Origin of the sequence: Terriglobus albidus (genome assembly GCF_008000815.1) — a bacterium.
Classification (GTDB): domain Bacteria; phylum Acidobacteriota; class Terriglobia; order Terriglobales; family Acidobacteriaceae; genus Terriglobus; species Terriglobus albidus_A.
Window position 1 is genome coordinate 1097900 of sequence record NZ_CP042806.1, and the last position, 24764, is coordinate 1122663.

General features: G+C 57.7%; 21 protein-coding genes. 9 read left to right on the forward strand and 12 right to left on the reverse strand.

The genetic code is table 11. From position 1 onward, the window contains the following. Positions 1 to 169: 169 nt before the first annotated feature. Complete coding sequence (locus FTW19_RS04505; protein WP_147646530.1) at positions 170 to 2392, forward strand: DUF4139 domain-containing protein; 2223 nt, start codon at positions 170 to 172, stop codon at positions 2390 to 2392. 328 nt (positions 2393 to 2720) lie between these two features. Here the strand turns inward: FTW19_RS04505 and FTW19_RS04510 are convergent, their stop codons facing one another. Then, positions 2721 to 3077, reverse strand: coding sequence for a four-helix bundle copper-binding protein (locus FTW19_RS04510; protein WP_147646531.1), 357 nt, complete (start codon positions 3075 to 3077; stop codon positions 2721 to 2723). Between the two features lie 325 nt (positions 3078 to 3402). Next, positions 3403 to 3771, reverse strand: coding sequence for a VOC family protein (locus FTW19_RS04515; protein ID WP_147646532.1), 369 nt, complete (start codon positions 3769 to 3771; stop codon positions 3403 to 3405). Positions 3772 to 3857: 86 nt separating this feature from the next. Between FTW19_RS04515 and FTW19_RS04520 the strand changes: the two genes are divergently transcribed. From FTW19_RS04520 to FTW19_RS04530, 3 genes are all read left to right on the forward strand, one after another. Continuing rightward, complete coding sequence (locus FTW19_RS04520) at positions 3858 to 4151, forward strand: helix-turn-helix domain-containing protein (protein WP_147646533.1); 294 nt, start codon at positions 3858 to 3860, stop codon at positions 4149 to 4151. A gap of 341 nt (positions 4152 to 4492) precedes the next feature. After that, on the forward strand, positions 4493 to 7162 hold the full coding sequence (gene gyrA / locus FTW19_RS04525; RefSeq protein WP_147646534.1) for a DNA gyrase subunit A: 2670 nt from the start codon (positions 4493 to 4495) through the stop codon (positions 7160 to 7162). 381 nt (positions 7163 to 7543) lie between these two features. Beyond that, a complete protein-coding gene (locus FTW19_RS04530) occupies positions 7544 to 8104 on the forward strand; it encodes a hypothetical protein (protein WP_147646535.1) in 561 nt (186 codons plus the stop codon). A 20-nt stretch (positions 8105 to 8124) separates the two neighbouring features. Here FTW19_RS04530 and FTW19_RS04535 read toward each other — a convergent pair whose 3' ends face one another. After that, positions 8125 to 9711 carry an orc1/cdc6 family replication initiation protein gene (locus tag FTW19_RS04535; RefSeq protein WP_147646536.1) on the reverse strand — a complete coding sequence of 529 codons (1587 nt, stop codon included), beginning with the start codon at positions 9709 to 9711 and terminating at the stop codon, positions 8125 to 8127. A 168-nt stretch (positions 9712 to 9879) separates the two neighbouring features. On the opposite strand from FTW19_RS04535, the gene FTW19_RS04540 reads away from it, so the two are divergent. Beyond that, positions 9880 to 10623 (forward strand): TIGR03435 family protein, encoded by a 744-nt coding sequence (locus FTW19_RS04540; RefSeq protein WP_147646537.1) that lies wholly within the window; start codon positions 9880 to 9882, stop codon positions 10621 to 10623. 272 nt (positions 10624 to 10895) lie between these two features. Here the strand turns inward: FTW19_RS04540 and FTW19_RS04545 are convergent, their stop codons facing one another. From FTW19_RS04545 to FTW19_RS04560, 4 genes are all read right to left on the reverse strand, one after another. Further along, complete coding sequence (locus FTW19_RS04545) at positions 10896 to 11354, reverse strand: REP-associated tyrosine transposase (RefSeq protein ID WP_147646538.1); 459 nt, start codon at positions 11352 to 11354, stop codon at positions 10896 to 10898. Between the two features lie 215 nt (positions 11355 to 11569). Continuing rightward, positions 11570 to 11908: a hypothetical protein gene (locus tag FTW19_RS04550; RefSeq protein ID WP_147646539.1), complete on the reverse strand. Its 339-nt coding sequence runs from the start codon at positions 11906 to 11908 to the stop codon at positions 11570 to 11572. Between the two features lie 411 nt (positions 11909 to 12319). Further along, the gene (locus FTW19_RS04555; protein ID WP_147646540.1) at positions 12320 to 12541 is read right to left on the reverse strand and encodes a hypothetical protein; all 222 of its coding nucleotides are present in this window, start codon (positions 12539 to 12541) and stop codon (positions 12320 to 12322) included. A gap of 319 nt (positions 12542 to 12860) precedes the next feature. Further along, positions 12861 to 13511 carry an NAD(P)-dependent oxidoreductase gene (locus FTW19_RS04560; RefSeq protein ID WP_147646541.1) on the reverse strand — a complete coding sequence of 217 codons (651 nt, stop codon included), beginning with the start codon at positions 13509 to 13511 and terminating at the stop codon, positions 12861 to 12863. A gap of 140 nt (positions 13512 to 13651) precedes the next feature. Between FTW19_RS04560 and FTW19_RS04565 the strand changes: the two genes are divergently transcribed. Together FTW19_RS04565 and FTW19_RS04570 are read left to right on the forward strand one after the other, a co-directional pair. After that, on the forward strand, positions 13652 to 14536 hold the full coding sequence (locus FTW19_RS04565) for an ROK family protein (RefSeq protein WP_147646542.1): 885 nt from the start codon (positions 13652 to 13654) through the stop codon (positions 14534 to 14536). A 453-nt stretch (positions 14537 to 14989) separates the two neighbouring features. After that, positions 14990 to 16078 carry an IS110 family transposase gene (locus FTW19_RS04570; protein ID WP_246153538.1) on the forward strand — a complete coding sequence of 363 codons (1089 nt, stop codon included), beginning with the start codon at positions 14990 to 14992 and terminating at the stop codon, positions 16076 to 16078. Positions 16079 to 16545: 467 nt separating this feature from the next. Here FTW19_RS04570 and FTW19_RS04575 read toward each other — a convergent pair whose 3' ends face one another. Beyond that, positions 16546 to 17622, reverse strand: coding sequence for an IS5 family transposase (locus FTW19_RS04575; RefSeq protein WP_147645881.1), 1077 nt, complete (start codon positions 17620 to 17622; stop codon positions 16546 to 16548). Positions 17623 to 17804: 182 nt separating this feature from the next. After that, on the reverse strand, positions 17805 to 18971 hold the full coding sequence (locus FTW19_RS04580) for a D-alanine--D-alanine ligase family protein (RefSeq protein WP_187143277.1): 1167 nt from the start codon (positions 18969 to 18971) through the stop codon (positions 17805 to 17807). 411 nt (positions 18972 to 19382) lie between these two features. Here FTW19_RS04580 and FTW19_RS04585 point away from each other — a divergent pair, with 411 nt between their 5' ends. Next, positions 19383 to 20858: a hypothetical protein gene (locus tag FTW19_RS04585; RefSeq protein WP_147646544.1), complete on the forward strand. Its 1476-nt coding sequence runs from the start codon at positions 19383 to 19385 to the stop codon at positions 20856 to 20858. A gap of 42 nt (positions 20859 to 20900) precedes the next feature. Here FTW19_RS04585 and FTW19_RS04590 read toward each other — a convergent pair whose 3' ends face one another. From FTW19_RS04590 to FTW19_RS04600, 3 genes are all read right to left on the reverse strand, one after another. Next, on the reverse strand, positions 20901 to 21323 hold the full coding sequence (locus tag FTW19_RS04590; RefSeq protein WP_147646545.1) for a cupin domain-containing protein: 423 nt from the start codon (positions 21321 to 21323) through the stop codon (positions 20901 to 20903). Between the two features lie 17 nt (positions 21324 to 21340). Beyond that, positions 21341 to 22687, reverse strand: a complete 1347-nt coding sequence (asnS, locus tag FTW19_RS04595) for an asparagine--tRNA ligase (protein ID WP_147646546.1) — start codon at positions 22685 to 22687, stop codon at positions 21341 to 21343. Between the two features lie 105 nt (positions 22688 to 22792). Beyond that, a complete protein-coding gene (locus FTW19_RS04600; protein ID WP_147646547.1) occupies positions 22793 to 23617 on the reverse strand; it encodes a sugar phosphate isomerase/epimerase family protein in 825 nt (274 codons plus the stop codon). 126 nt (positions 23618 to 23743) lie between these two features. Here FTW19_RS04600 and FTW19_RS04605 point away from each other — a divergent pair, with 126 nt between their 5' ends. Continuing rightward, complete coding sequence (locus FTW19_RS04605; RefSeq protein WP_246153563.1) at positions 23744 to 24586, forward strand: SGNH/GDSL hydrolase family protein; 843 nt, start codon at positions 23744 to 23746, stop codon at positions 24584 to 24586. The last annotated feature ends 178 nt before the right edge of the window (positions 24587 to 24764 follow it).

The window sequence follows — 24764 nt, forward strand, 5'->3', positions numbered from 1 at the left end:
AAGGCCGGGCCCAGGTCCCCGAGGGACCTGGGGCACCCAGTGCATGGGGGCCATGATGTATCCGGGAACCTTTCTACATCCGGGGGTGTCTATCTCTGGCAGTTAGACTCACTAAACCCAACCTCCACGGTCTAAACTGCCGTAGTTGTTGTGCCCTCGGAGGCCTGCATTGAGATCGTCTGCTGCCGCGCTGGTTGCTTCACTCCTCTCATCTTCACTTCTCAACCCTGCCAACATTGCAGCCCAGCAGGCTGCCGCGCCTACGACGCCGCGTGTGCTGCGTGCTGCGAAGGAAGCCACGGCGCAGAGCCTACCCGTGCGAAGTGTTGCACTCTATAAGAACGGTGTCGGCTTCTTCGAACACGCAGGTGAGGTCACCGGCAATCAGCAGGTGACGATCGACTTCACCAGCGAGCAGCTCAACGATGTGCTGCAGACACTGACCGCGATCGACCTGAACGGCGGCAAGATTAACGGCGCAGGTTACAACTCCACGACACCGCTGGACCAGCAGTTGAAGAGCCTGCCGCTGGCGCTGAGTCAGAACCCTACCGAAGCCGATCTCTACCAGGCGATTCGTGGCGCACGCATTGAGGTCACGGGCAATGGTGCGGCTGTTACTGGGCGGTTGTTGAATGTGGAGTCGCGTGATCTTCCTGCAGGCAACACCGGCAGCGGAGACGATAAGCCGCGGCCAATGGCACAGTTCCTGACCGTGGTCTCCGATGGTGGAGGCGTGCGGACCATCCAACTCAACTCGCAGACACAGGTACGTCTGCTCGATGGTGCTCTGCATCAGGATCTCTCGCATTACCTGGAGCTGTTGGCTGCAAATCGCGGAGGCGGTCTGCGTCACCTGACTCTTAGTGCGACCGGTACCGGTGCACGGCAGATCCGCGTGAGTTACATCTCTGAGGTGCCGGTGTGGAAGTCGACCTATCGGTTGATCTTCTCGGATGGTGGACAGAAGCAGCAGGCGACGCTGCAGTCGTGGGCAGTGATTGATAACACTGTCGGCACGGATTGGAATAACGTCCAGCTCTCGTTGATTGCAGGTTCTCCGCAGAGCTTTGTCCAGCCGATCTCGCAACCGTATTACACGCGTCGGCCTGAGATTGGATTGCCTCAGGAGGCACAGCTGGCGCCGCAGACACACGATGCTGCGATCAATGGAAGGGAGCTCAAAAAGGAAGTGTTAGGCGGCTATGCTCCTGCCCCCCTCAGTGTTGGAAATGGCACTGGCATTGGCTCCGGAAATGCCTCCGGACTTGGACCAGGCTCTGGCGGCAACTATGGCGGGGGCGCCATGAGAGTTGGTCAGGGAGTTGCTATGAATTCGTTGGTGGCTGCGTCTCCGGCTCCTCCGACCGCTTATGAAGACTCCGCTGCGGCATCCATCACTCCGAATGCTGCAGCAAATGCCTACGACGATTATTTTGAGTACAAGCTGAATCAACCCATTACGATTCGCAAGAACGAATCGGCAATGGTGCCGGTGCTGCAGTCGAAGGTCGATGTCGAGCGAGTTACACTGTGGTCGTCGACGCAGCCGCGCCCGCTGCGTGCGTTGTGGCTTACCAACTCGACTGGAGCAACACTCGATCGTGGCAGCTTCTCCGTCATCGAGAACGGAAGCTTCGGTGGTGAAGGTCTGGTCGATCCCATCCATCCCAGCGAGCGACGTTTGCTTTCGTATGCGGCGGATGATGCGGTGCGGGTTTCAACCGAGTCGAGGCTGGACTCGCGTCATCTGCAGCAGGCAACGATGCATCAGGGTGTGCTGAAGATGAGCAGCCGCGAGATTGCAGAGATTACCTACGTCGTCCGCAACTCCGGTACCTCGGCGCGCATGGTGATCGTGGAACATGCCCGCCGTAACGGATGGGAGCTCGACTCCGATACCGCACCTGCAGAGACTACGCCGAATGCCTATCGTTATCGCGTTGCCGCAGCGCCCGGTGAGACAGTTCGCCTGCACGTCGGTGAGCGCCACACCATCGCGCAGAGCTGGCGTCTGGCGACGATGAATGAGCAAACGTTCGATGTGATTATCCTTACTAACGGTAACGATCCTAAGTTGCGGCAGGAGCTTCAGCCCATTCTGGAAGCACGTCGTCAGCTTACGGAGATCGACAACCAGATCAAGGACAAGCAGACTCAGATCGATAGCATCAGTAAAGATCAGGATCGTCTGCGTAACAATCTCTCGGCGTTGAAGAACTCAGCCGAGGAGCGGGACTTGATTCGTCGCTATACGCGTGAGTTGAACGAACAGGAAGATCAGTTTGCCGCGCTGCGCAAAGAACAGGATGCGCTGAAGCAGAAGCGTACACAGGCGCAGGCTGATCTGGATGCAAAGGTCGGATCATTGGAGACGGATCAGAGTTTTTGAAGGGTCGATATTTGCAGGTGGTATGGGTGCTACCAATACTCTTCAAACAAACCTATGCACTGGGTGCCCAACAAACTTTGTTCGTTGGGATGAAAAGCGATGGGTGGGACGTTCGAGCGAAGCTCGAATCTGGTGGGAGGCGAGGGCTTTAGCCTTCGCTTTATCGGGCTTGTATAAATTGGGCTTTAGCCCTGGGCTGTTTGTTCAGTTGAGAAGAAAGCCCAGGGCTAAAGCCCAATTTTTCAGAGACTCTAAATCAGCGGGCTGAAGCCCGCTGCTCCCACCCATAAAGCCCGCTGCTCTTACTCATTACCTTCGCAAAATATTCCTACGCAGCCCGTCTCCGCTTCCCGGAAATCGCTTCACAGCTCTCGGCGCAGTGCTCGCACACATCCGCGCAGCGTTGCATGAACTCTCCATCAGCGGCCAGTTCGCGGCAGCTTTCGCTGCAACGGCGGCAGATCTCGGCGCACAGACCGCACAGCTCTGATCCAAACTCTGAGCTGCGGCTCATGAAGCCTGCAGCCAGATCGCAGATCTCGGCACAGTCGTGCATCGTGGTCAGGTGTCCGGGGTCGGCGTGTTTGCCGCCCATCTCCAGACACATGGCAGAGGTCTCGGTACAGACCTGGTAGCACTGGAGACAGTCCTCGATACATTGGCGAACGTTCTGTGGGATGGTCATGGAATTCACCTCAAATAACTCCGCTGGGTGCGGTGCTGGCTGCGATGCCCCATGTCCATGAGGGCGTTGCCAGATGAATTCCGATTCATCGTTTTGTTATCCCGCACGAACGAAAGAAGCCCGAAACCTGGGGCGTTGCCCCAGGCTGATATAGAACGCGCCTTCAGCGCTTTGATCGATGGCTGCCCTTTGTTTGTCATTTCGCAGTGACCGGAGGGAACGGAGAAATCTGCTTTTCTACCGATAACTGCAACGATGAGTTCAATGCGAGAAGCAGATTCCTCCGCGTTGCTACGGAATGACAAAGGATAGGACCGTGTTCCACTCAGCGGCTGCTCAGCACGAACTTATTCCCATCCACATCCTCGAAGATGGCGGCGGTTCCCCAGTCCTCCTTCTTCGGATCTTTGAAGAAGCTCACGCCCTTTCGTTTCAGCTGGTCAGTGGTGGCGAAGACGTCGTCGCACCACATGCTGATGGGCTGGAAGGTGCCGATACGGTCTTCGTGGCCTTCGGGCGTGAAGAGGGCGAGGCCTGTGTCGGCGCCGGGAATGGCGAGTTCGATCCAGCGCTGTCCGCCGGGGACGAACTCCTGGTCGGTCTTGACCTTGAAGCCGAGCGTCTCGGTATAGAACTTCAGCGACGCGTCCTGGTCCTTGACCGGAACGCTGATGAACTTGATGCCGCGAATCATAGTGAGTATCTCCGAGGGAGAGGCTACCCCTGTGTTCTGCGGAACTCAATGTGCCATTCGTTGCTATACCATTCACAGGTATAGCTATGAAACCGGTCTCACTTGACGCTTACATTCCGCAGACGTTGCTCCGTGATCTGGTTGGGCATGACCGGAAGCCGGCGGCGTTTCTGATCTATCTGTGGCTGTATGCGGAGCAGCAGCGGAACGGTGAGTCGGTTGCCATCAGTTATGCAGCTTTAGCCGAGGAGACGGGGCTTTCGCGTTCGGCGGCGCAGACAGCAGTGGGCTGGCTGCGGAAGCGGAAGTTGCTGGCGGTGAAGCAGGAGAGCGTGACGGCGACTCCGGTGTATACGGTGCAGATGCCTTGGAGACGGTAGGAGAGCCGAGGGATTGTTTGTTTGTCATTTCGGAGTGATCGGAGGGAACGGAGAAATCTGCTTCTCTACCCAATCCCTCGGCCCAAAAAGAGAAAAAGCAGATCCCTTCGGGATGACAAAGAAAGGCGGTTCGCGCGTAGCGCGAATACCCAGGTCCCCAAGGGACCTGGGGCACCCGGTGTATGGGTTTTGCCCTCATTTCCGGGGGCGAAGAACAGGCGTATTTCCACCGCTCCTGACGACGGTTTGAAATGCGCAAAAATACCAATAAAATCAATCACTTTCGTGCGCTCGCCAGCCTGTCAAAACCACCCGTAAAACGGTATACTTAAACCATCCACATGGCAGACGATCAGAACAATCTCCCGCTCAACTCAGGCAACAGCGGCGACGGCAATTCCCCCGCCGGCACTTCTATCATTCCGATCAATATCGAAGATGAGATGCGCCGCAGCTATCTCGACTACTCCATGTCGGTGATCATCGGCCGCGCGTTGCCCGATGTTCGCGACGGGTTGAAGCCTGTGCATCGCCGCATCCTCTACACCATGTCGGAGATGGGGCTGACGGCCAATAAGAAGTACACCAAGTCGGCCAAGATCGTCGGCCAGGCCATGGGTCAGTACCATCCGCACGGCGACTCCGCCATCTATGACGCGTTGGTGCGTCTGGCGCAGCCTTTCAGCATGCGTTATCCCATGGTCGACGGTCAGGGTAACTTCGGTTCGGTCGACGGCGATCCGCCGGCCGCCATGCGTTACACCGAGTCGCGTATGACCAAGATCGCCGGCGAGATGCTGGCCGATATCGACATGGATACTGTCGACTTCACGCCGAACTACGACGAATCGGTGCTGGAGCCCACGGTGCTGCCCACGCGCGTGCCGAACCTCATCATCAACGGGGCGGAAGGTATTGCTGTGGGCATGGCCACCAAGATTCCGCCGCACAACCTCACCGAGGTGGTGAATGCGGCCATCGATATGGTCAACAACCCCAGCATCGGGGTGAAAGAAGTGCTTCGCCATGTGCAGGGACCGGACTTCCCCACCGGCGGCATCATCTACGGCAAGAGCGGCATCGAGAAAGCCTACTCCACCGGCCGTGGACGCTTCCTGGTCCGCGCCAAGGTTGCGACCGAGGCTATCTCCGGAGGACGCCAGTCCATCGTCGTCACCGAGCTTCCCTTCCAGGTCAACAAGTCCAACCTCATCAAGCGCATCGCCGAGCTGGTCAATGACAAGGTCATCGACGAGATCTCCGGCGTGGACGACTTCTCCGACCGCGAGGGTATGCGCATCGTCATCGAACTGAAGCGCGGAGCTCAGCCCGAGATTGTGCTCAACCAGCTCTTCAAGCACACGCAGATGCAGGAGAGCTTCTCCATGATCTTCCTGGCCGTGCACAACGGCCAGCCGCGCGAGCTTCCGCTGCCCGACGCGATCCGCGCCTTCATCGAGCACCGTATCGATGTGGTGCGCCGCCGCACCGCCTTCCTGCTGGGCAAGGCCCGCGACCGCGAACACATCCTGGTCGGCTACCAGATTGCGTTGGATCACCTGGACCAGGTCATCCGCACCATCCGCAACAGCTCCAGCCGCGCCGATGCCCGCGAGAATCTGTTCCGCTACTTCTCCGGCCGCGCTATCTCGCTCAACGGCACTGAGATTGCCGGCATCACGCTCGACCCGGTCAAGTACGGCATCACGGCGGAGACACTGCCCGCCAACGGCAGCCTGATCCTCAGCTACCGCCAGATCGACGCCATCCTGGAACTGCAGCTCTACAGACTGACTCAGCTCTCGATCGACGAGATCCTGAAGGAACTGGGCGAGGTTCGCGACAACATTGCCGAGTACGAGTCGATCCTGGCCTCAGACAAGAAGCTGCGCAGGGTTATCGTCAAGGAGCTCGAAGAGGTCCGTGACAAGTACGGCAACGAGCGCCGCACGCAGATCGTCGATGAAGGCGCCGAGCTTACGCTCGAAGACCTGATCGCCGACGAGCAGGTTGCCGTGACGGTCTCGAACACCGGCTACCTGAAGCGCACGCCGATCTCGACCTATCGTCAGCAGCGCCGCGGCGGCACCGGCCGCCTGGGCATGAAGACGCGTGAGGAGGACTTCGTCGCACAGTTGATCGTCGAGTCCACGCACTCGTACCTGTTGTGCTTCACCAACACCGGCCGTGTCTTCTGGGTGAAGATCTACGAGATTCCCGACGTCGGCGCCGCCGGCAAGGGCAAGCACATCGCCAACCTGCTGGCGCTGCAGCCGGGCGAGAAGGTCGTGACCTACCTCGGCATCCGCGACCTGACGGAAGAGGGCAAGTTCATCTTCTTCGCGACGCAGCAGGGCACGGTCAAGAAGACCCCGCTGACTGACTTCTCCAACGTCATGACCCGCGGCATCATTGCCATCGGGATCGGCAAGGACGACGAGCTGGTCGGCACCCGCGTCACCGACGGCAACCAGGTCATCTTCCTCGCTACTCGTGAGGGTATGGCCATTCGCTTCCCGGAGACGGACGTCCGCAGCATGGGCCGCCCGGCCGCTGGTGTGAAGGGCATCACGCTGAAAAAGGATGACTACGTCATCGCTCTGGCGACGACGCCGAGCGAAGAGTCCCGTCAGAAGCGTGCGGCAGAGGGCGCAACCATTACGCCGTGCCTCATCCTCTCGGTTTCGGAGAACGGCTTCGGTAAGCGTACCGATGCTGAGGAGTACCGCCTGCAGACCCGCGGCGGCTCGGGCGTCATCAACATGAAGGCGACAGCCAAGACCGGCAAGGTTTCGTCCATCAACTTGGTCGACGAGACCAGCGAACTGATGGCGATCAGCCAGTTCGGCAAGATGATCCGCATCGACACCAAGACAATTCGAGCCGCCGGCCGCAGCACCCAGGGGGTCAAACTCCTCAGCTTGGATGAAGCGGACAAGGTCGCAGCAGCCGTGGTGATTCCGCCGGATGAATCAAACCATAAGGAACCGGAACAGGGATTGTTGCAGTAGGTAAGGCAGTTTCGTGCACAGGGACACGACTGAGACATGATGAAACATTAGGAGACAGGGGAGACAGGTCAAACCTCTCCCCTCTCCTATCCCCTTGAAAACTTGAAAATTGGAGCCTTAAATGGGCTGTTTCACGAAAGGTGCGCGAAAACTCGCACCTTTTTCTATTTATCAGCGAATTCTCGCGGGAAAATCACTTGCGGGGTATGAACCCAAGCTCCGTGTATCTCGGAGGGTTCGAATCTAAGTTCTTTACTGTTAGGTATTTACGGGGATACTCTCTAACCATCGATTGGGAGTGGATCCTTTGTGACGATCGACACCAGGACGAAGGCTAGCAATCCGCGGTAGCTAGCCGATTGAATTTGGAGCGATAGATAGATGGCGAGCAAGCGGCAACGGCTTCGTAAGGAATTGTGGTCAGAAGATGAGGACGTTTGGACTGGGGAAGAGGTCGGGTGGTTTAAAATCCCGCGTACCTTCCCGCTTTGCTTGGCGCTCTTGAAGAAGGACATCCGCGGACCTGAAGATCCTACGGCGGTTTATCTTGAACTACTTTCCCATCATTACGGGGAAGGTTTCATAGAGCTAAAGCAAGAATCAGACCACGCGTTCGCATGTGGATTCTCTGTCGGTCGTCTAAGGTCATGGCATGAGCGGATGGCCAAATTAGAGGAGTTAGGTTTTATCAAAACAAAGAGCGCAGGGGCCTCGAAATATAAGTATGTTTTACTGATGCATCCGACGACGGTGATCCAAAACCTGCGGGATCAAGGGAAAATAGAAGACAGATGGTGGAATATGTACATCGCCCGAAAGGCGGAAACTCGAGAACTGACATACGAGCAGAGGGATCAACAAAAGAAGCAAGCCGCAAACACGCGAAAGAGATCTGGCAAAACTATTCGTATAGGGAAATCATTAAGTAAAAAGTCGCCATAGTGCCTGCAAGAGAGATCGGACTAATCAACGATCCCTGCATCATCAAGAATTTCTTTTCCTAGGATGATTCGCCTGATGCTTCTCTTGTCATCGAATGGGACAACATAATCCTTGTTATCCGCTTCTGCAGGATATTCGATGAACCCTAGTTCGGGACGTCGGCTTGTATTCATAAGATCTACATATGTTCCGTAATCTAGTGAATAGATGTTATATCGTACTCCGGGTTTGTCCTTGTCGGCATAGCCTCTTTGAACTAGGTGAAGTACTCGTAGGTCGAACAGCTCGTGAATCACTGGGTGATTCGCTAGTTCACGCGGCAGAAGAAAAGAACGAGCGCGTTTATTGCCGATCACATTATCTGTGATGGTGCGCAACACGATCCTTAGTCGCTCGCTCAGATTTCTTTCTTTATCTTGCTCGAACCATTGGCGAGCTGCTTCAAGAACGGCATCCCGTTCAATCTTATCCTTGCCCTTTCTATGCGCGAAGAAATAGGCCTTCGAGAAGATATTGATGAGGTCGCGAATAACCCCTTCCGAGGCCCGCACAAGCTCTTGAAAGACCTTTCGTTCGGTAAAGAGCTTGCTTGCAAGCTTCGCGCCTGTTTCTATGCCAATGCCCTCCAAATAGTTTTCGGGAAGTTCATTTCTAAGATGTCTCACGAGCATGTCCGCGAAGGCATCCGTAATGCGCTCGGGATTGCGATCATAAACATAGTAATCATCGATGTCCAGAAACGCAGATATGTCTGCCCCCATTTCAAGGCCAATAAATCCTCTCTCTGTATTGATCGCAAAGTCGGAGCGGTATTCCAGAGAACCAATTTTGACTGCGACGTTTGTGAGAGGAATCACCGAGCGTTTTAGGAATTCCGCGAAGTACGGCTGGATATCGATGGGAATAGAGGACCACTCATCCAGCAAAATGTAGAAGGTGGCATTGCAGAGCAACGTGAGGTTCTTGATAGGGGTACTTATCGCAGGGAAGATGACTTTATCGATGTATTCGAATCGGTAAGTGGAAGAAGTGCTTTGTTCGGTTGATGTAGTTCTCCCAGCCTTGCCTTCGAGGCTAAACAGCTTAGATGGTTCCGATTTGATTATTCCCCCGGTTTCGGAGGTCCCTTTTTTAGAATCATTTGCTGTAGCGGAGTCTTGCTTTGTGAGCTGTATCGGCTGGGTCGCGGACTCTGCGAGATTATTGATTTCGTCGAGTGCAAGATCAACGTTTTTGCCGCCTTCTGCAACCACAAATTCCAAGAAGCCGTTATAAAGCTCTGCAAGAAAATCTCTGAACAAGGCTGTGCATCGTGCGGACAACCCAATAGATACGTCAGAGAATTGGCTAGTGCTACCAAATGTTCGGGCGTCAATATATATGACGCAGCATCTCGGCGCGGCTGTCAGTTGGCTCTGCAGAACTTTAAGCACATGAGTCTTACCAGTCCCTCGTCGTCCGTAAATTATCTGGCTGTTAATATTGTTGATCTGGGGAAGGATCCCAAGGTCAACAAAAGCTCCCATTAGCTTTTGGCTGTCGCTTTGTTTCTCCGAGCGCTGTGGGATGGAAGCGACTGCTTTAGCTAACTCTGGCGTCTGGACCACAATATTCCTCTTCTGCTCTGTAGTTGTTAGGCAGCAGAACAGTTTATTTGGCCGTTGTCAATGATGGATACCCTATTCAATATTCGGTAGGAGTCGACGAGTCAATTTTTCCCCATAGACGCCTATGGTGGCAGCGGAACTTTCGATAGCTAGTTGCGTAGCATCATTATGCTTCGTGTATCAACTCTCCTCCTTTTCTGCTCGCTCGCCGCGTATGCGCAGGATGGCTTCGAGGCGGCCAGCATTCATCCCACCAAAGAGTCTGTTCCTAACGAGCGTGATGGCGCCATCTCGGCTGCTCATGGGACGCTTCGGCTGCATGATGTCACGCTGAAGTCCTGCATTCACTATGCCTACGGCATCTCCACCGCGCAGATTGTGGGTGGTACGAATCTCTCCGGAGAGCGGTATGACATTCTGGCCACTGCCGGGCGGGATCTTGGAGATGCGGAGCTGCGGCGTATGCTGCAGGGGCTGCTGGCGGAGCGGTTTCATCTCACTCTGCACCACGAGCAGCGCGAGATGCGGGGCTATGTGCTCTCCGCCGCTCCAGGGGGCGTGAAGGACTCCGCCGCGATGCATACCGCAGCCGCCGAGGGCGAGCCGACCCACCAGAACTCCGAGATCGGATTTACCGCCCGCAGCTTCACCATGAAGGATCTGGCGGCGTATCTCGCCAGTCCTCTCGATGGCCCGGTGGCGGATGAGACCGGTCTTAGCGGACGGTATGACATCGCAGTCGACTTCCGCCGCTATGTGAATACCGGTCCTACGACACAGGAAGAACGTCCGAGTGTCATGTCTGTGCTGAGTGCTGCGCTCAAAGGTGAGCTCGGCTTGCAGCTCGCGGCGAAGAAGGGGATGTATGACGTTGTGGTCGTCGACCACGTTGAGGCTCCGTCGGGGAATTGAGGGGTTCGAGCACCCATGCACCGGGTGCCCCACATACGCGAAGCGGGGTCCCCGGCCAGCTTCGCTGGCTGGGGTGCAAGCTTATGTGGGTATCGGGGTCCCCTCTGGGGTGATCTATCGAGCGTTAGCTCGACCGGCTTTTAGGCGCTCTACCTGAGGACGAAGGAAAAACGGTTCGCGCGAAGCGCGAATCTCCCACATAAGCTTGCACCCCAACGAACAAGTTCGTTGAGGCCCCGCGGCGCGTATGTGGGGCACCCGGTATCCAGCCTCTAGCTGATCTTCACGGGAAGTTCTGTCCGGATGGTGTAGAAGTCGTAACTCGACCACTTCCACAACTCCGCAAGTGGAACCAGGCCACGTTCGACAGGGTTCTGATGCATGTAGTGGAGCTTTTCCTTGACCTTCACAGTTGTGAGGACATTGAAGTCGTAGTAACGATGCTGCCAGAACGGCCTCTCCTGGGATTGTTTTGAGACCGATAACTTGAGGGCTTTAATGGCAATCGATAGGGGATGTTCCGGCGGTTCTCCGAGGAGAAGATGAACATGCTCGGGCATGACGACATAACCATGCACTGGGAGCAGATACCGTTGACGGGTCTGTTCCAGAGTCCTAACGAAAAGGTCACGTGATTGGGATGTACTGAGATAGGGCCGGCGTTGATAACAACTGAACGTAACGAAATGAATATGCCCGAAGTTTTGGAATCGCTTGAGACCTTTGGGCATGGTGGGATTTTAGACGGATCGAGCTTTGCTCGATAGATCACCCCAGAGAACAAGTTCTCCGGGGACCCCGATAGATCACCCCAGAGAACAGGTTCTCCGGGGACCCCGATGGACCCACATAAGCTTGCACCCCAACGAACAAGTTCGTTGAGGCCCCGCGGCGCGTATGTGGCACCCTTCCTCGGCTCCCGCCGGAAAGCTTCACCATCTGACTTCTACCGAAGCCGCACTGTAAGCCGTTCAATTCGCTCTCCTCTGCGAATCCGTTTGGCCTGCTTCCGCAGATGTGCCGTCGGGTCGTCGGGGCCGGCTTCGTCATCGTCTTCAGCGGGCTCGTCTAACTTCTCCTCCAGCACATACTGCACCTGTGGCTGCGCCATGGTCTGCAGCTCCTGCAGCGCATTCCCGACTGCAGCGGTGGAGGGATAGAAGCCCCAGCGGGATTTGCCTCGGCGCTTGTTCCACCGGTAGCGGAAACGTCGATAGAAGAAGAGACACAGAAACACAACCGCGAGCTCGTCCAGGCCTCGCATCAGCAATAAATCAAGATCCATGAAATCGCCTCGCATGAGCTGGCAAACAACCACGCAGCCGCAGGCCGTCAGGACTGCGGAGGGAGATGTGCTCTAAACGGAAGGCGAGGGAGGCGGGCGCTGGAAGCGTGTGGGGCGTACTGGAGTAAGTCGCCGTCTATGGGGTGAAACCGCGGCCAGCCGAACCTGTTTCTCTTTGGGGATGCCGAAGACAAAGACGGTTAGCAGGATGAGGCAGCACGCGAACCCTGCATCATGAGGGACTGCCAGCAGGAGCAGAAGCGCGATTGCCAGAACGGCAAGAACGACACTTCTGAATCCGGATTGGCGCAGGCGCGCGTTCACATGCCGAGTGTATCAAGAAGATCGAAAATGCAAATGGGGCGCCGCTCTCGCAGAGCGGCGCCCCATTCGCGTTCGCGATGACGATCGCTAGAAGGTGATGATATCCAGCGCCGGGGTCGGCTTGATCGCGACCGGTTCGAAGACGTTGCCGTGTTTGCCCTTGCTGATGTCTCCCAGAACGTTGTTTACGGTATCTTCGGTGCGGGTCTGCGGCATGTGCGTTACACGGGTGACGCGAGCAGTGGCCTGGCAGAGACGGAAACGGTTCGGGATGCGGGTCAATGCCCGGTATACGTGTTCAGATCGCATAAAGAAAACTCCAGTCGGAAAAGCCTTGAACGTTCGCGAAATGCGGGCTCGTCTCGTGACAAGAGCTTCAATCAGAAGGAAGCGAGCAGGAAGGGCTACTCCAAGTCTATGCCCAAACGGGCGTAGAAAGCGGCGGGGAGAAAAAGAAAGCAGAGAAGTTCATTTAGAAACGGTTCGCGCACAGCGCGAATACCCACGTCCCAGAATCGGGACATGGGTCACCCGGTGTATGAGTTGTTATAGATATTCGCGGCGGGTAATACAAAGGCCGCGCTTACGCGCGGCCCTTATTCAATCCTTCACTCATTCCATCCTTCAATTAGTAAGCAGCCGTAAACCGCTGACCACGGAACTGCGGTTTCTCCAGCTCATCGGCGACTGCGATTGCGTAGTCGGCATACGAGATCTCGCTCTTGCCGTTTTCGCCGACGATCAGGTCGTCCTTGCCCAGGCGGAAGCTGCCCTTGCGGGGGCCGACTTCGAAGAAGCCTGCGGGGGAGAAATAAGTCCAGTCGACGGTCTGGTTCTTCTTGAGGTTGTCGAGGACCTTGATATGCGAGTCGACGATCGGCAGCCACTCCGCCGGAAGATAGCCGCTGTCGCGCAGCGTGACACGTTTGCCGTCCTGCCCGGTGACGTAGAGGCTGCCGGCTCCGCCTACCACCAGCAGGCGAGGTCCGCTGTTCTTACCGCCCGCTAGCGAGACGCCTTCGACCACGCGATCGGTCAGGCCGACGATCTGGTCGGTATCCGTCATCGGCGGCGCCAGGGCGCTTACTACGGCGTCAGCGCCGCGTACGACGGCTGCAATCTTGTCCGGGTGGCCGGCGTCATCCACCGTGCTGGTGGCTCCCGGTGCGCTGTAGTCTGCGTGACGGGTCACCGCCACCACCTGATGTCCGCGCGACACCAATTCCTTCACAATTTCAACGCCCGACTTACCCTTAGCTCCATACACAACAACCTTCATGACGACCCTCCATTTATTTCGATATCGAAATATCGACTCGTATCACTAGATGACCCTCGTACCTTCTCGGATGCAGGAAAAGTGACACCGAGGCCGGGCACAGGTTAGAGTGGCGGTGAAAACGGAGCAAGGAAAGGGCCATGGCGAAGACGATAGGCATCATGCTCACTGAAGGAATTGAAGCCGGCGTGGTGGAAGACAACGCGCTGGTGGGTGCGACCACTCATTTTCCGGAGAACCGGTCGGAGACGAATGCACTGGTCGAGAAGCCTCATGAAGACCTGGTAGAGCTGTTGTGCGACCGTATCCTCGACATTGCACAGGGCCACAGCGACATTACTGCCGTGGGGCTTGGCCTGCCCGGCCTGGTCCGACAAGGCGTCGTGGAAGAGGCTCCGAACCTGCCCCAACTGAAGGGCGCGAAGATTCAGCAGGCGGTAAGCTTTGCCCTGCACGAGCGCGGATTCGATACGAACGTAAAGACCATCAACGATGCCGATGCCATGGCTGCCGGTCTGGCGGCGCAGTTTGGCAAGCTCGACCGCATGATTCGCGTCTGGACGCTCGGACGAGGTATCGGCTACGGGCGGTATCCGTTCATCGACGGAGTGTGGGAGGGTGGCCATATGGTGGTCACGCTCGATGACAAGGAACGCTACTGCGGCTGCGGCGGGCGTGGACACCTGGAAGGCATCATGGGCCATCGTGCCATGCGCATGCGCTTTTTGGACCTGGAGCCGGAAGAGGTCTTCGAAATGGCGAAGAAGGGCGACGAGCGCTGCCTGCAGTTCAAGAAGCTGTGGCACAAGGCGCTGGCGGCGGCCACGGCGAGCAGTATTCACATGACCGGGCCCGGCAAGTTCTATCTGACGGGCACGAACACGCGTTATATCGATCTGCCGATGCTGGAAAACTATGTGCACCAGATGGTGACGATGAGTCCGCTGCAGAGCTTCTCGATTGAGGTGGTGAAGGACTCGACCGGTACCGCGGTCCGCGGCGCCGGGATTGTTGCTGGGATGTAGCGCGCCTCTGGCGAGGCGGGTTGAATGGTTGGATTGTTGAATGGTCAAAGGCCGCGCGTGAAGCGCGGCCTTTGTGTTTGTTCCATTGTTTTGGTGGGTATTCGTTTACCCATGGAATTGCCCTCAGTGGCTGAAGCCGCTTCCTTTTGCAGCCGGTACGGGACGGCTGAAGCCGTCCCCTTAAGCAAGACCAAAGCGCCTTTGGCGCTTTATTTGTCCAGCGTTGCTGGCCAGATAGAAACCGATTTTTCCGGTTCATTTGGAGGAGGCCAGGTGAATCACTAACTGCGTAGCTGGTTCGCACCTCAGGTGCGAATGCCTTTCTTAAGGACACGGCTTCAGCCGTGTCGTACAGGCGCCGAAAGGAAGCGGCTTCAGATGGGATGAGACGGCTGGCCTCGCGAAGCAGCTAAGCTGTTCGCACGCACTCGGGGTGCTCAAGGAGACCAGCCGATGAAGAAGGTTAGCAAAGCGCAGTGGTTAAAGGAAATGGGGAGTGACAGGCCAGCGCTGACGGTAGGGCTTGATTTAGGGGACCGTTACAGCCACTACTGTCTGTTGAACGCAGCGAAGGAAGTGATGGAGGAAGGTCGTATCCAGAGTACGGAGGCGGCGTTCCGACGTCATTTCGAGGGCGAGGAGCGGCAGCGAATAGCACTGGAGTGCGGCACGCACTCTCCGTGGGTAAGCCGTTTGCTCAAGTCTTTAGGTCATCAGGTGATCGTGGCCAATGCGCGCAAGATCGCGGCGATCAGCTCGAGTGAATCGAAGAACGATCGCAACGATGCCGAGCAGCTGGCTCGCTTCGCGGCGTCTGATCCTAAGTTGCTGGCGCCGCTGCTTCACCGCAGCATGGAGCGGCAGCAGGACCTGAACCTGATCCAGGCGCGGGCTACGCTAGTACGTGCGCGGACGATGCTGGTCAACGCGTTGCGTGGCCTGGTCAAAAGCGCCGGTGGCCGTCTGCCGGCCTGTTCCACCGAGTCGTTTCCTGTGCGGGTGCGGGCATCGATTCCGTCTGTGCTGACGACGGTAGCGGTTCCGTTGTTGGAGCAGATCGCGACGTTGAACCGTCAGATCGACAGTATGGAAGAACAGATCGAAAAGCTGGGTACCAGGTATCCGGAGATCGGTGTGCTGCGTACGGTTCCAGGCGTGGGTCCTGTGGTGGCGGCCACGTATGTACTCACGCTGGACCGGCCCAATATAGCAAGCAACCGTTCCGCAGGTGCGTGGCTCGGTCTGCGACCCGGACAAAGTCAGTCGGGGGACTCGGATCCGGAGTTAGGCATCTCCAAGACCGGCAACCGATATTTACGAAGTCTGCTGGTGCAGTCGGCGCAATACATCCTGGGTCGCTTCGGTCCTGACTCAGCCTTGCGTCGCTGGGGCCTCAAGCTGGCATCCAGTGGAGGCAAGAGAGCAAAAAAGCGAGCTATCGTGGCGGTGGCCCGTAAACTGGCGGTCCTGTTGCACAGCATGTGGCGCAGCGGACAGAGCTTCCAACACTTCCCTCAACCTGCAATGGCCACCGTAGCCTGAACCGCGGATCGGCCAAAGCAGAACAATCTCGTGTCCGGGTGACTGCGCTCAGCGGCTGGGCCATACAGGTCGTGCTTCAGATAGCAGCCCCAATTCATCACCATCGGGTCCCAACAGGCACCGAGTCCCTTAGCGGCTCACTGCGAGTGCGGATAGAAGCCCCGAGATGAATCCAAAACACAACCGCAACTGCAAATACAAAAACTCTATGAAGGAAAAAACTTGACCCATACAGCCGTCTCATAGAAGCCGCTGAGGTACGGTTGTATGCTGATTGCCCTCAGGGGCTGAAGCCCCATTGTCGAGTGTGTCTTTGACGGGACGGCTGAACAGTTTGCGGAAAAACGCGTCTTTTCGCCTGCGGGTCAGTCTGTTGTGAGGGATCGGTGAGTTGTTTTGGTTCTCTATGGCACGTTGTTATGCGGTTTGGGTGGGTTTAGAGGGTGTTTAGACACACTACGGCCGTGTCATGACTGTGCTGGGATGGGAGGTATCAGCTTCACCAGCCGCAGCAGATTATGGGCTGCGGCCATGAGCTGTACCATCCAGTCCACCTTGCGTAGCCCACGCAGCTTGGTCTGTCGCATCGAACGGTCCAGCTTCATCCAACCGAAGACCTTCTCAACCAGTTTGCGTTTCCTCTGACTGATCGCATATCCCGGCTCGCTGCGTTCCTTGCTGTTGAGCCAGTTGGGCCATTTGGGGTTCGGCTCATACTCGGCCACGTGCGGCCTGACCTTGCGACGGCGCAGGGCCTTGATGAACTTCTCGTACTGATAGCCCTTGTCGGCTCCCAGCGTGATCCGCTTTTTACGCTTGATCCGCTTCAACATCTTCAGAGCCGCTGCACGTTCCTCTGTCGTCCCGGCCTGTGTGGCCATGGCCGCCACCACCAGACCGTTGCGGTTCTCGGTGATCACATGGCCCAGATAGCTGGGAACCGATGCTCCGCTGGAGCTCTTGCGATACAGCCGCGCTTCCGGATCGGTAGAGGACTCATGAGTATCACGCAGTAGCTTTTTACCACCCGCTCCCGTCCCACGGTCCGGAGGATCGGCCTTCTCATGGAAGCTGCGCCGGTTGGCCCATGCCTGGATCAGCGTGCCGTCCACCGTGAAGTGTTCTTCGCTGAGCAGCTTGTGCTGGCTAGCTTCCTCCAGCACCGCCAGCAGAAGCTTCTGGCTGGCTTCGCCGGCGATCAGACGCTCCCGGTTCTTGGTAAATACCGTCACGTCCCACACCGGATCGTCAATCTCCATGCCCACGAACCAGCGGAACAACAGGTTATAGTTCAGCTGCTCCATCAACTGCCGTTCCGAGCGAATCGAGTACAGCACCATCAGCAACTGCGCACGCAGCAGACGTTCCGGCGCGATCGATGGTCGCCCTGTCGCCGCGTAAAGCTGCGACAACTCACCATCCATCCGCTTCAGTGCCGCATCCACCATAGTCCGGATCCTCCGCACCGGATGATCCGATGCGATCCGCTGCTCCATCGTTACGTAACTGAACATCCCGCTCTGCTTCGCTTCTTCTCCCCGCATACCTCTCTCTTACGACAATCCCCGAAAAACGAAAAGAGTTTTTCCGCAAACTGTGAAGCCGTCCCCTTAAGCAAGGCAATCGCGCTTTGCGCGATACCCCACCCTTTCTCCTGCGACGAAAGAGCGGGGCAACAAATGTATTCATCGCCAACTCGAGCCACAACCACTCCAAGTATGCTCGCTTACCGGCTGAAGTTCGTCTGCTTCTTCTCTTGCTCGCGTTCCAGTGCGAGTTGGATCAGGCGATCGATCAGCTGAGGATACGTAAGTCCAGTCGCCTCCCACAGCTTGGGATACATACTGATCGAGGTGAAGCCCGGCATGGTGTTGATCTCGTTCAACACGATCTTCGGGTTCTTGATCTTCTTTCCTTTGGTGTTGACCGCAGGCTCCATCAGGAAGTCCACGCGCGCCAGGCCCGCGCAGTCGCAAGCACGGAAAGCAGCAATCGCCATCTCACGGATCGTCTTCGCTTCGCTCTTCGTGAGCTTCGCCGGGATCACCGGCTCGGAGGTGCTGGTGGAATCGTACTTCGACTCATAGTCATAGAATTCACGGTCAGGAACGATCTCGCCGATGACCGAAGCCTCCGGAAAATCATTGCCCAGGACTGCAACCTCAAGCTCGCGCGGCTTCACACCCGCTCCGCCAACACCTTCCTCGATGACGATCTTGCGGTCATACGAAGCTGCAAGGTCCATGGCTGCTGCAAGCTCATTACGATCATGCACCTTGCTGATGCCGACCGAAGAACCCAGATTCGCCGGCTTCACAAAGACGGGGTACTGCAGCTTCTTCTCAATCCTGCGAGTGACACGCTTCGCATCGGAGCTCCACTCACCGCGCAGCACCGTGACGTGCGGCGTGATGGGAAGGCCCTCGGCGAGGAACATGCGCTTCATCGCGTCTTTGTCCATGCCGGTCGACGATCCCAGGACACCGGAGCCAACGTAAGCAATATCCGCGAGCTCAAAGAGACCCTGGATGGTTCCGTCCTCGCCGAAGGTGCCGTGCAGGACCGGGAAGATTACATCAAGTCCGTGCGCGTCAGCTGCAGCAGCAGCCGCCGGAGCAAGCCCTTTGGCAGACTTCTTTGCCGGCTTCACCTTTGGTGCGGGCGGAATGATGGTGACACCAGCATCGGACTCCTGCACCGCCGTCTCACCTTCCAGCAGCGCCTGAGCTCCTCCACCATTGAGCCACTGGCCTTGCTTGGTGATGCCAATGGGCACGACCTCGTACTTCTTGGGGTCCATAGCCTTCAGGATGGAAGCGGCAGAACGCAGGGAGACCTCATGCTCACCACTGCGGCCACCGAACAAAACGCCGACGCGAAGCTTCTTTTTCATCACTTACGAGGGTACGGCCTGACGGCGGGCGAAGGAAGTGTCGCGAGAGGTTAACCGTTGGGATACCACCGCCAGGTGCTGCAACTGCAGTGCACAACCATCAGCGAAGGACGTTTTCAATCTGCATTCACGATCCGTCGGCAACCCGACGAAACCTTACACCCCTCCAATTCAAGACATGGTCCGACTTGCTGCTCTCCCCCTGCTCGCTGCCGCGTCCGCCATCGCTCTTGCGCAAAACCCTGATGCGCTTGTCGACCAGATCATCAAAGCGGCGGATTCGCTGAGACGATCACCACCTTCTGCACACAGAAGAATGCGCGCAGCGCACAGCAGTATCAGGCGGCGCTCAGCGAGTGGAAGCAGCGCAATCACTGGGAGGCCATCTCCACCAGGGCGGAGCCAGGAAAGATGGACGAGGCGTCAGCCAGCGCGACACAGGCTCTCCGCAAACAGGGGAACAAAGCGATTGTGCTGTGCCTGGACCTGCGGAAGACCCTCTCCACCCCGACCTTCGATCCATCGCAGCAGCACGCGCAGGAGCTGGCTCAACTGGCTGGAGGAGGTACAACATCGCCTGCTCCTGCAGCCCCGCAGACGGCCCAGCCAGAGCAGACGCCGCCCGCCACAACGGCAGATGCGGCTCCGTCGCCACTACCGCCCACCGCTGGAAACACTCCGCCAGCCGCGCCGCCCACGATGGCCACAGCACCGGGCGGCCCCGGCCAGGTCGGTGATGCCAGTTTTACCGTGCCTGCCACCTGGCGTGCCGGCAAAGCAACGGCCACGGAGGCTCTCTATCAGAGACCCACGAAAGACCGCGGCGAGGTGCAGATCATCGTCTTCGAACAGAAGCCGATGCAGGGCGACTTCAAGACCAGCTTCGCAGCCACCGTACGCGGCCTGTTTCCCGGCAAACCACCCGAACTGAAATACATCTACCCGGCTATGACACGCACCGGTCTGCCTGCCTTTCACGTCAGAGATGGCAGCCAACTCCGCTCCGGGAAATCTGCCGCGTTGCGTGCAGTTGGCATGCAACTGCCGGGGAACCAGATCTTCGTCATCATGCTGCTCTCGACAGACCACTACGGCGGCCTGTACGACGCCGAGAAGGAGCTGACCTCGGTAGTTTCATCGCTCACCTTCCGCACGCAGAACGGTGTCCGCCCATGGGATCCGCTGGTGAACCACGGCAGTGGCAGTGCCACCGGTGTCTACTGGTACTCGACCATCACGAATATGCCTAACGCCTTCGGAGGCATGGATACCCGCGCAGAACGCAAGTACGTTGTGCTGCTGCCAGGAGGCCGCGCCTATCGTGATCTTCCCTCTGGCGGCCATGTGCTGGACATGGACTTCGCCGGGCTCTGCCATGACCCCAAGAAGGCGAATGACTGCGGTAGCTACGATCTGCAGGGCGGCGCGGTGACGTTCCGCTGGCCCGACGATTTCGGCCTGATGGCGGAGAGCACAGGAAGTTACATCGCCGGCCGCTCTCTGGAGAGCGAAGGCAGCAAATACAACTACGTCGGGCCGGTGAACGGCGACCTCAAGTTGAACGGACGATACCGCAGCTTCTTTGCCTCAGTAGGGCAAACGGCCTTCAGTTCCAATGCTGTCTCATCAGAAAAATTCATCACCTTCACCCCGGACGGTCGCTATCAGAAGCAGGGCTTCACCGGAGCCAGCTTCTCCAATACGGGCGCACAGGGCACCGTCGGCGGAAAACATGCTCCGTCACAAGGTACGTACCGGATCAGCGGATACACGATGGTGCTGCAGCCGATGAACGGTCCACCGGAAAGCTATACCGTTGTCTTCGAAGAGCAGGGCCAGCACCCGGGAGCGGTGTTTATTGATGATGAGGCTTATCTGTCGAAGTAAGAACGGTTGAATAGTTGAATCGTTGAATGGTTGAATCGGGCCTTAGTAGCCGTCTTTGTTCTGAATGAAGCTCTGCGGAGTACCGTCTTCGGGATTCACGAAGTGAATATCGGTGGGCTCGCGGCGGGGTGTGTCGATGGCCAGAAAGACGACCGGGCCTTCGAAGATCTCGGGCATGGCATGCACCGTTTCCTTCTTGAAGACAAGAAAGGTTCCGGGACCGAACTCACTGATGTGTTCCGGACTTTCCATCCAGAAGGTGCCGCGGCCTGAGATCACGTAGAGATGCTCGTTGCTCAGCTTATGAAAGTGAGGTGGGGTTGGACGGTAGACGCGGAAGATGCGTGTACTCGCCTCTGGTTCATCGGTCATGTAGTGATCGAGGAGAAGAGACGTTGCCTGATCTGGAAAGGAATGGGCAATCGCAGTCGTGTCAAACCGACCAGACTTACTCTTCTCTGACATCTCTTCTCCTCGACCGATTACGGATAGATCCGGTTCAGCGTGCGCGCGAACGGAATGGTCTCGCGGACGTGGTCGAGGCCGCAGACCCAGGCCACCACGCGCTCAATGCCCATACCGTAGCCGGAGTGCGGCACGGAGCCGTACTTACGGAGATCCAGATACCACTGGAAGGCCTCGAGCGGCAGGTTGTGCGCTTCGATGCGGCTCTTCAGAAGCTCGTAGCTCGAAACACGCTGGCTGCCGCCGATGATCTCGCCGTAGCCTTCAGGCGCCAGCACATCGAGGCACAAGGCCTTGGTCGGATCCTTCGGGTCGGGCTCCATGTAGAAGGCCTTCACCGCCGCCGGATAACGATGCACCATTACCGGGCGATCGAACTGGCTGGAGATGTAGGTCTCATCCGGAGAGCCGAAATCATCACCGTAGGTATGTGGATGCTCGATGGCGCCCTGCTTGTAGGCCTCTTCCAGCATGGCGTGGGCTTCGTCGTAGCTGATCTTCGGAAAGGGAGCCTGGATGGCCTCGAGCTTCGCGACGTCGCGCTGCAACACCTTCAGATCTGCCTGGTGGCCTTCGAGCACGCGCTTCACGATGTGCGAGACGAAGTTCTCGGCGAGCTCCATCAGACCGTCGAGATCGAGATACGCCACCTCCGGCTCGATCATCCAGAACTCGGTCAGGTGGCGGCGGGTCTTCGACTTCTCCGCGCGGAAGGTCGGGCCGAAGCTGTAAACCTTGCCCAGCGCCAGCGCCGTGGCCTCGATGTAGAGCTGGCCGCTCTGCGTCAGGTAGGCCTTCTCCTGGTCGAAGTAGTCCATCTCGAAGAGCTCCGAGGTTCCTTCGCAGGCGTTCGGCGTCAGGATAGGCGGATCGGTGCGGATGAAGCCGTTGGTGTCGAAGTACTCCTGCGCCGCGCGCATGATGGTGGCGCGGATACGCAGAATCGCCGACTGCCGTGGTGTGCGAATCCAGAGATGACGATGCTCCATCAGGAAGTCGACGCCATGCTCCTTCAGCGAGATGGGGAAGGGCGTCTCCTCGGGGATACGATGGATAACCTCGATATTTTCGACATCGAGCTCGAAGCCCGAAGGAGCGCGCTTGTCCGCCCGCACCTTGCCGGTGACAACAACCGACGACTCCTGCGTCAGGTTCTTGATGGTCGTGAAGACCTCTTCCGGCACGGCCGCCTTGGGCACAATGCCCTGGATGGTGCCGGTACCGTCGCGGAAGATGGGAAAGAGGAGCTTGCCGCTCTCGCGAAGGTTATAGAGCCACCCACGCAAGGTGACGGTCTGGCCTTCGTGCTGGGCAAGCGAGGCGATGGTGGCAAGGGGGGCTGCGGAGACTGCGGAATCACTCATTGCGGATTCCATTCTAGCCCCGGGGTCGCGGGTTACCGCTCAACCTGACCTCAGAACTCGGACTGGCCTCGAAACTGGGTGCGCCATCCATGGGCTCCGCGCGCCCTAAACTCCCAGAAGCTTCCAGGCCTCTACGGCCTTCTGCGACGCAGTCTCAGCGGTCTCGTGCAGCTCGTGGGTGATCTCCAGGACACCGAGGGGTGTCTGCGGAAGGGCGGTAATCAGCTCGGCTGTCTTCTTCCAGTCGATGCCACCGCTGCCGGGCCACAGGTGTTCATCCTTCACGCCCTGGTTGTCGTGCAGATGCAGTTCGCGGATACGCGTCGCCAACAGGGTCAGAGCCTCTTCCACGCCGTTGGGACGCAGATGACAGTGCCCCAGGTCTACACAGATGTTCACCGTGTCGAAATGGCCGACGTGCAGAATCTCCAGCAGATGCTCAGGCGAGGTGACATCGTTGTCCAGCGTCTCGACCAGCGTCTTGATGCCGAGGGGACCGGCGAAGGCCTTGATGTGTTCGATAGCCGACAGAGAGTTCTCCAGCGCGCGCGGCGACCAGGTGTCACCCTTCTGCCCCAGGTGCAGCACAATCGACTCAAACGGAATGAAATCGGCCGACTCCAGCGAGCGCTTGATCTCGTCCATCGCGTGAATGCGCTTTGATTTGTCCGGATCGATCAGGTTGACCGTCTGGGACAGGTCGCGGGACCAGTGGGCGCGGTCGTGCAACGGCTGGTGCAAAGTAGCCAGCACATTGTTCGAGCGGAACCAGTTCGCCAGCTCGCGGGTGGCGGAACGGTCTGTGTAATCAAAGTGATGGCGCGCGGCGAAGATCTCAATAGCCTCTGCTCCCCCGGACGCAAGGGCGTCGAGGAGGCCAGGATGGAGCCGCTGCTCCAGAAAAACGTGTGTGGAAATGGCCCGTATCATCCGAACATTTGACGATATAGCCTACCCAAGGTTGCGCAAAAGTGGTTTGTTTGGTTCATGATTCACCCGGGCAGAACCATAGCGCCTGCGCAACATGATTGAATGGTGAATCGTGGAGGGAATGGGATGCGCCGCTTTGCTGTAATCGCCCTTGGACTGAGTGTAGGTGTGGCCTGGTGCCAGGCTCCGGCAAGTGAACAGAACCCCGTACCGGAGCAGCAGGTGGTGAAACCTGCCGAAGCCGCCGCCCCGGCGACCCCGGTCTCGGTACCAGTACAGAAGCCGCCGGTGCCGGACCAGATCTCCATGCCGACCGACAAGACCATCGCCGGCCTGCAGGGCCGCGTTCTGGACTTCGCCCAGCTCAGCCGTTACCGCGAGGATAACGCCAAGCTCGCGCCTCCGGCTCCGGGCGAAAAGCGGGTGGTCTTCTATGGCGACTCCATTACCGATGCCTGGGGACGCCGCAGCGGAAAGTTCTTCCCCGGCAAACCCTGGATCAACCGCGGCATCAGCGGACAGACGACCCAGCAGATGCTCATTCGCTTTGAGCAGGACGTCGTCCACCTGAAGCCCGTCGCCGTGGTCATTCTTGCAGGAACCAACGACGTCGCCGGCAACACCGGCCCGGAAAACCTGCAGATGATCCAGGACAACATCACCAGCATGGTGGCCATCGCCAAAGCGAACAACATCCGTGTGGTGCTGGCCAGCGTGCTACCGGCAAAGAAGTTCGGCTGGAACCCTGACGTCCAGCCGGCCGAAACCATCCGCACGCTGAACCAGTGGATCGAACAGTACTGCACGAAAGAAAAGCTCACCTTCCTGAACTACTATCCCGCGCTGGTCGACAACGAGGGTGGCATGAAGGAAGACCTCGCCGCGGACAAGACCGTACATCCGAATGACGCCGGATATGCGGTGATGGAACCGCTGGCACAAGCCGCGGTGGAGAAAGCCTTGAAATAAGAGTTGAAAGTTAAAAACGTACGGCATGGGCTTGTTACGTACTCTCGGCCCATCGTGAAAGAGGAAGCAGCAAAAAGCGTGGGGAAGAAATGTTCTTCCGAACTACGCTTTTGCTGTTTTATCTGTAAGGACGAAAATGATCGCCCGCCCTGTATGTTGCGAATCATGTTGATGGAGC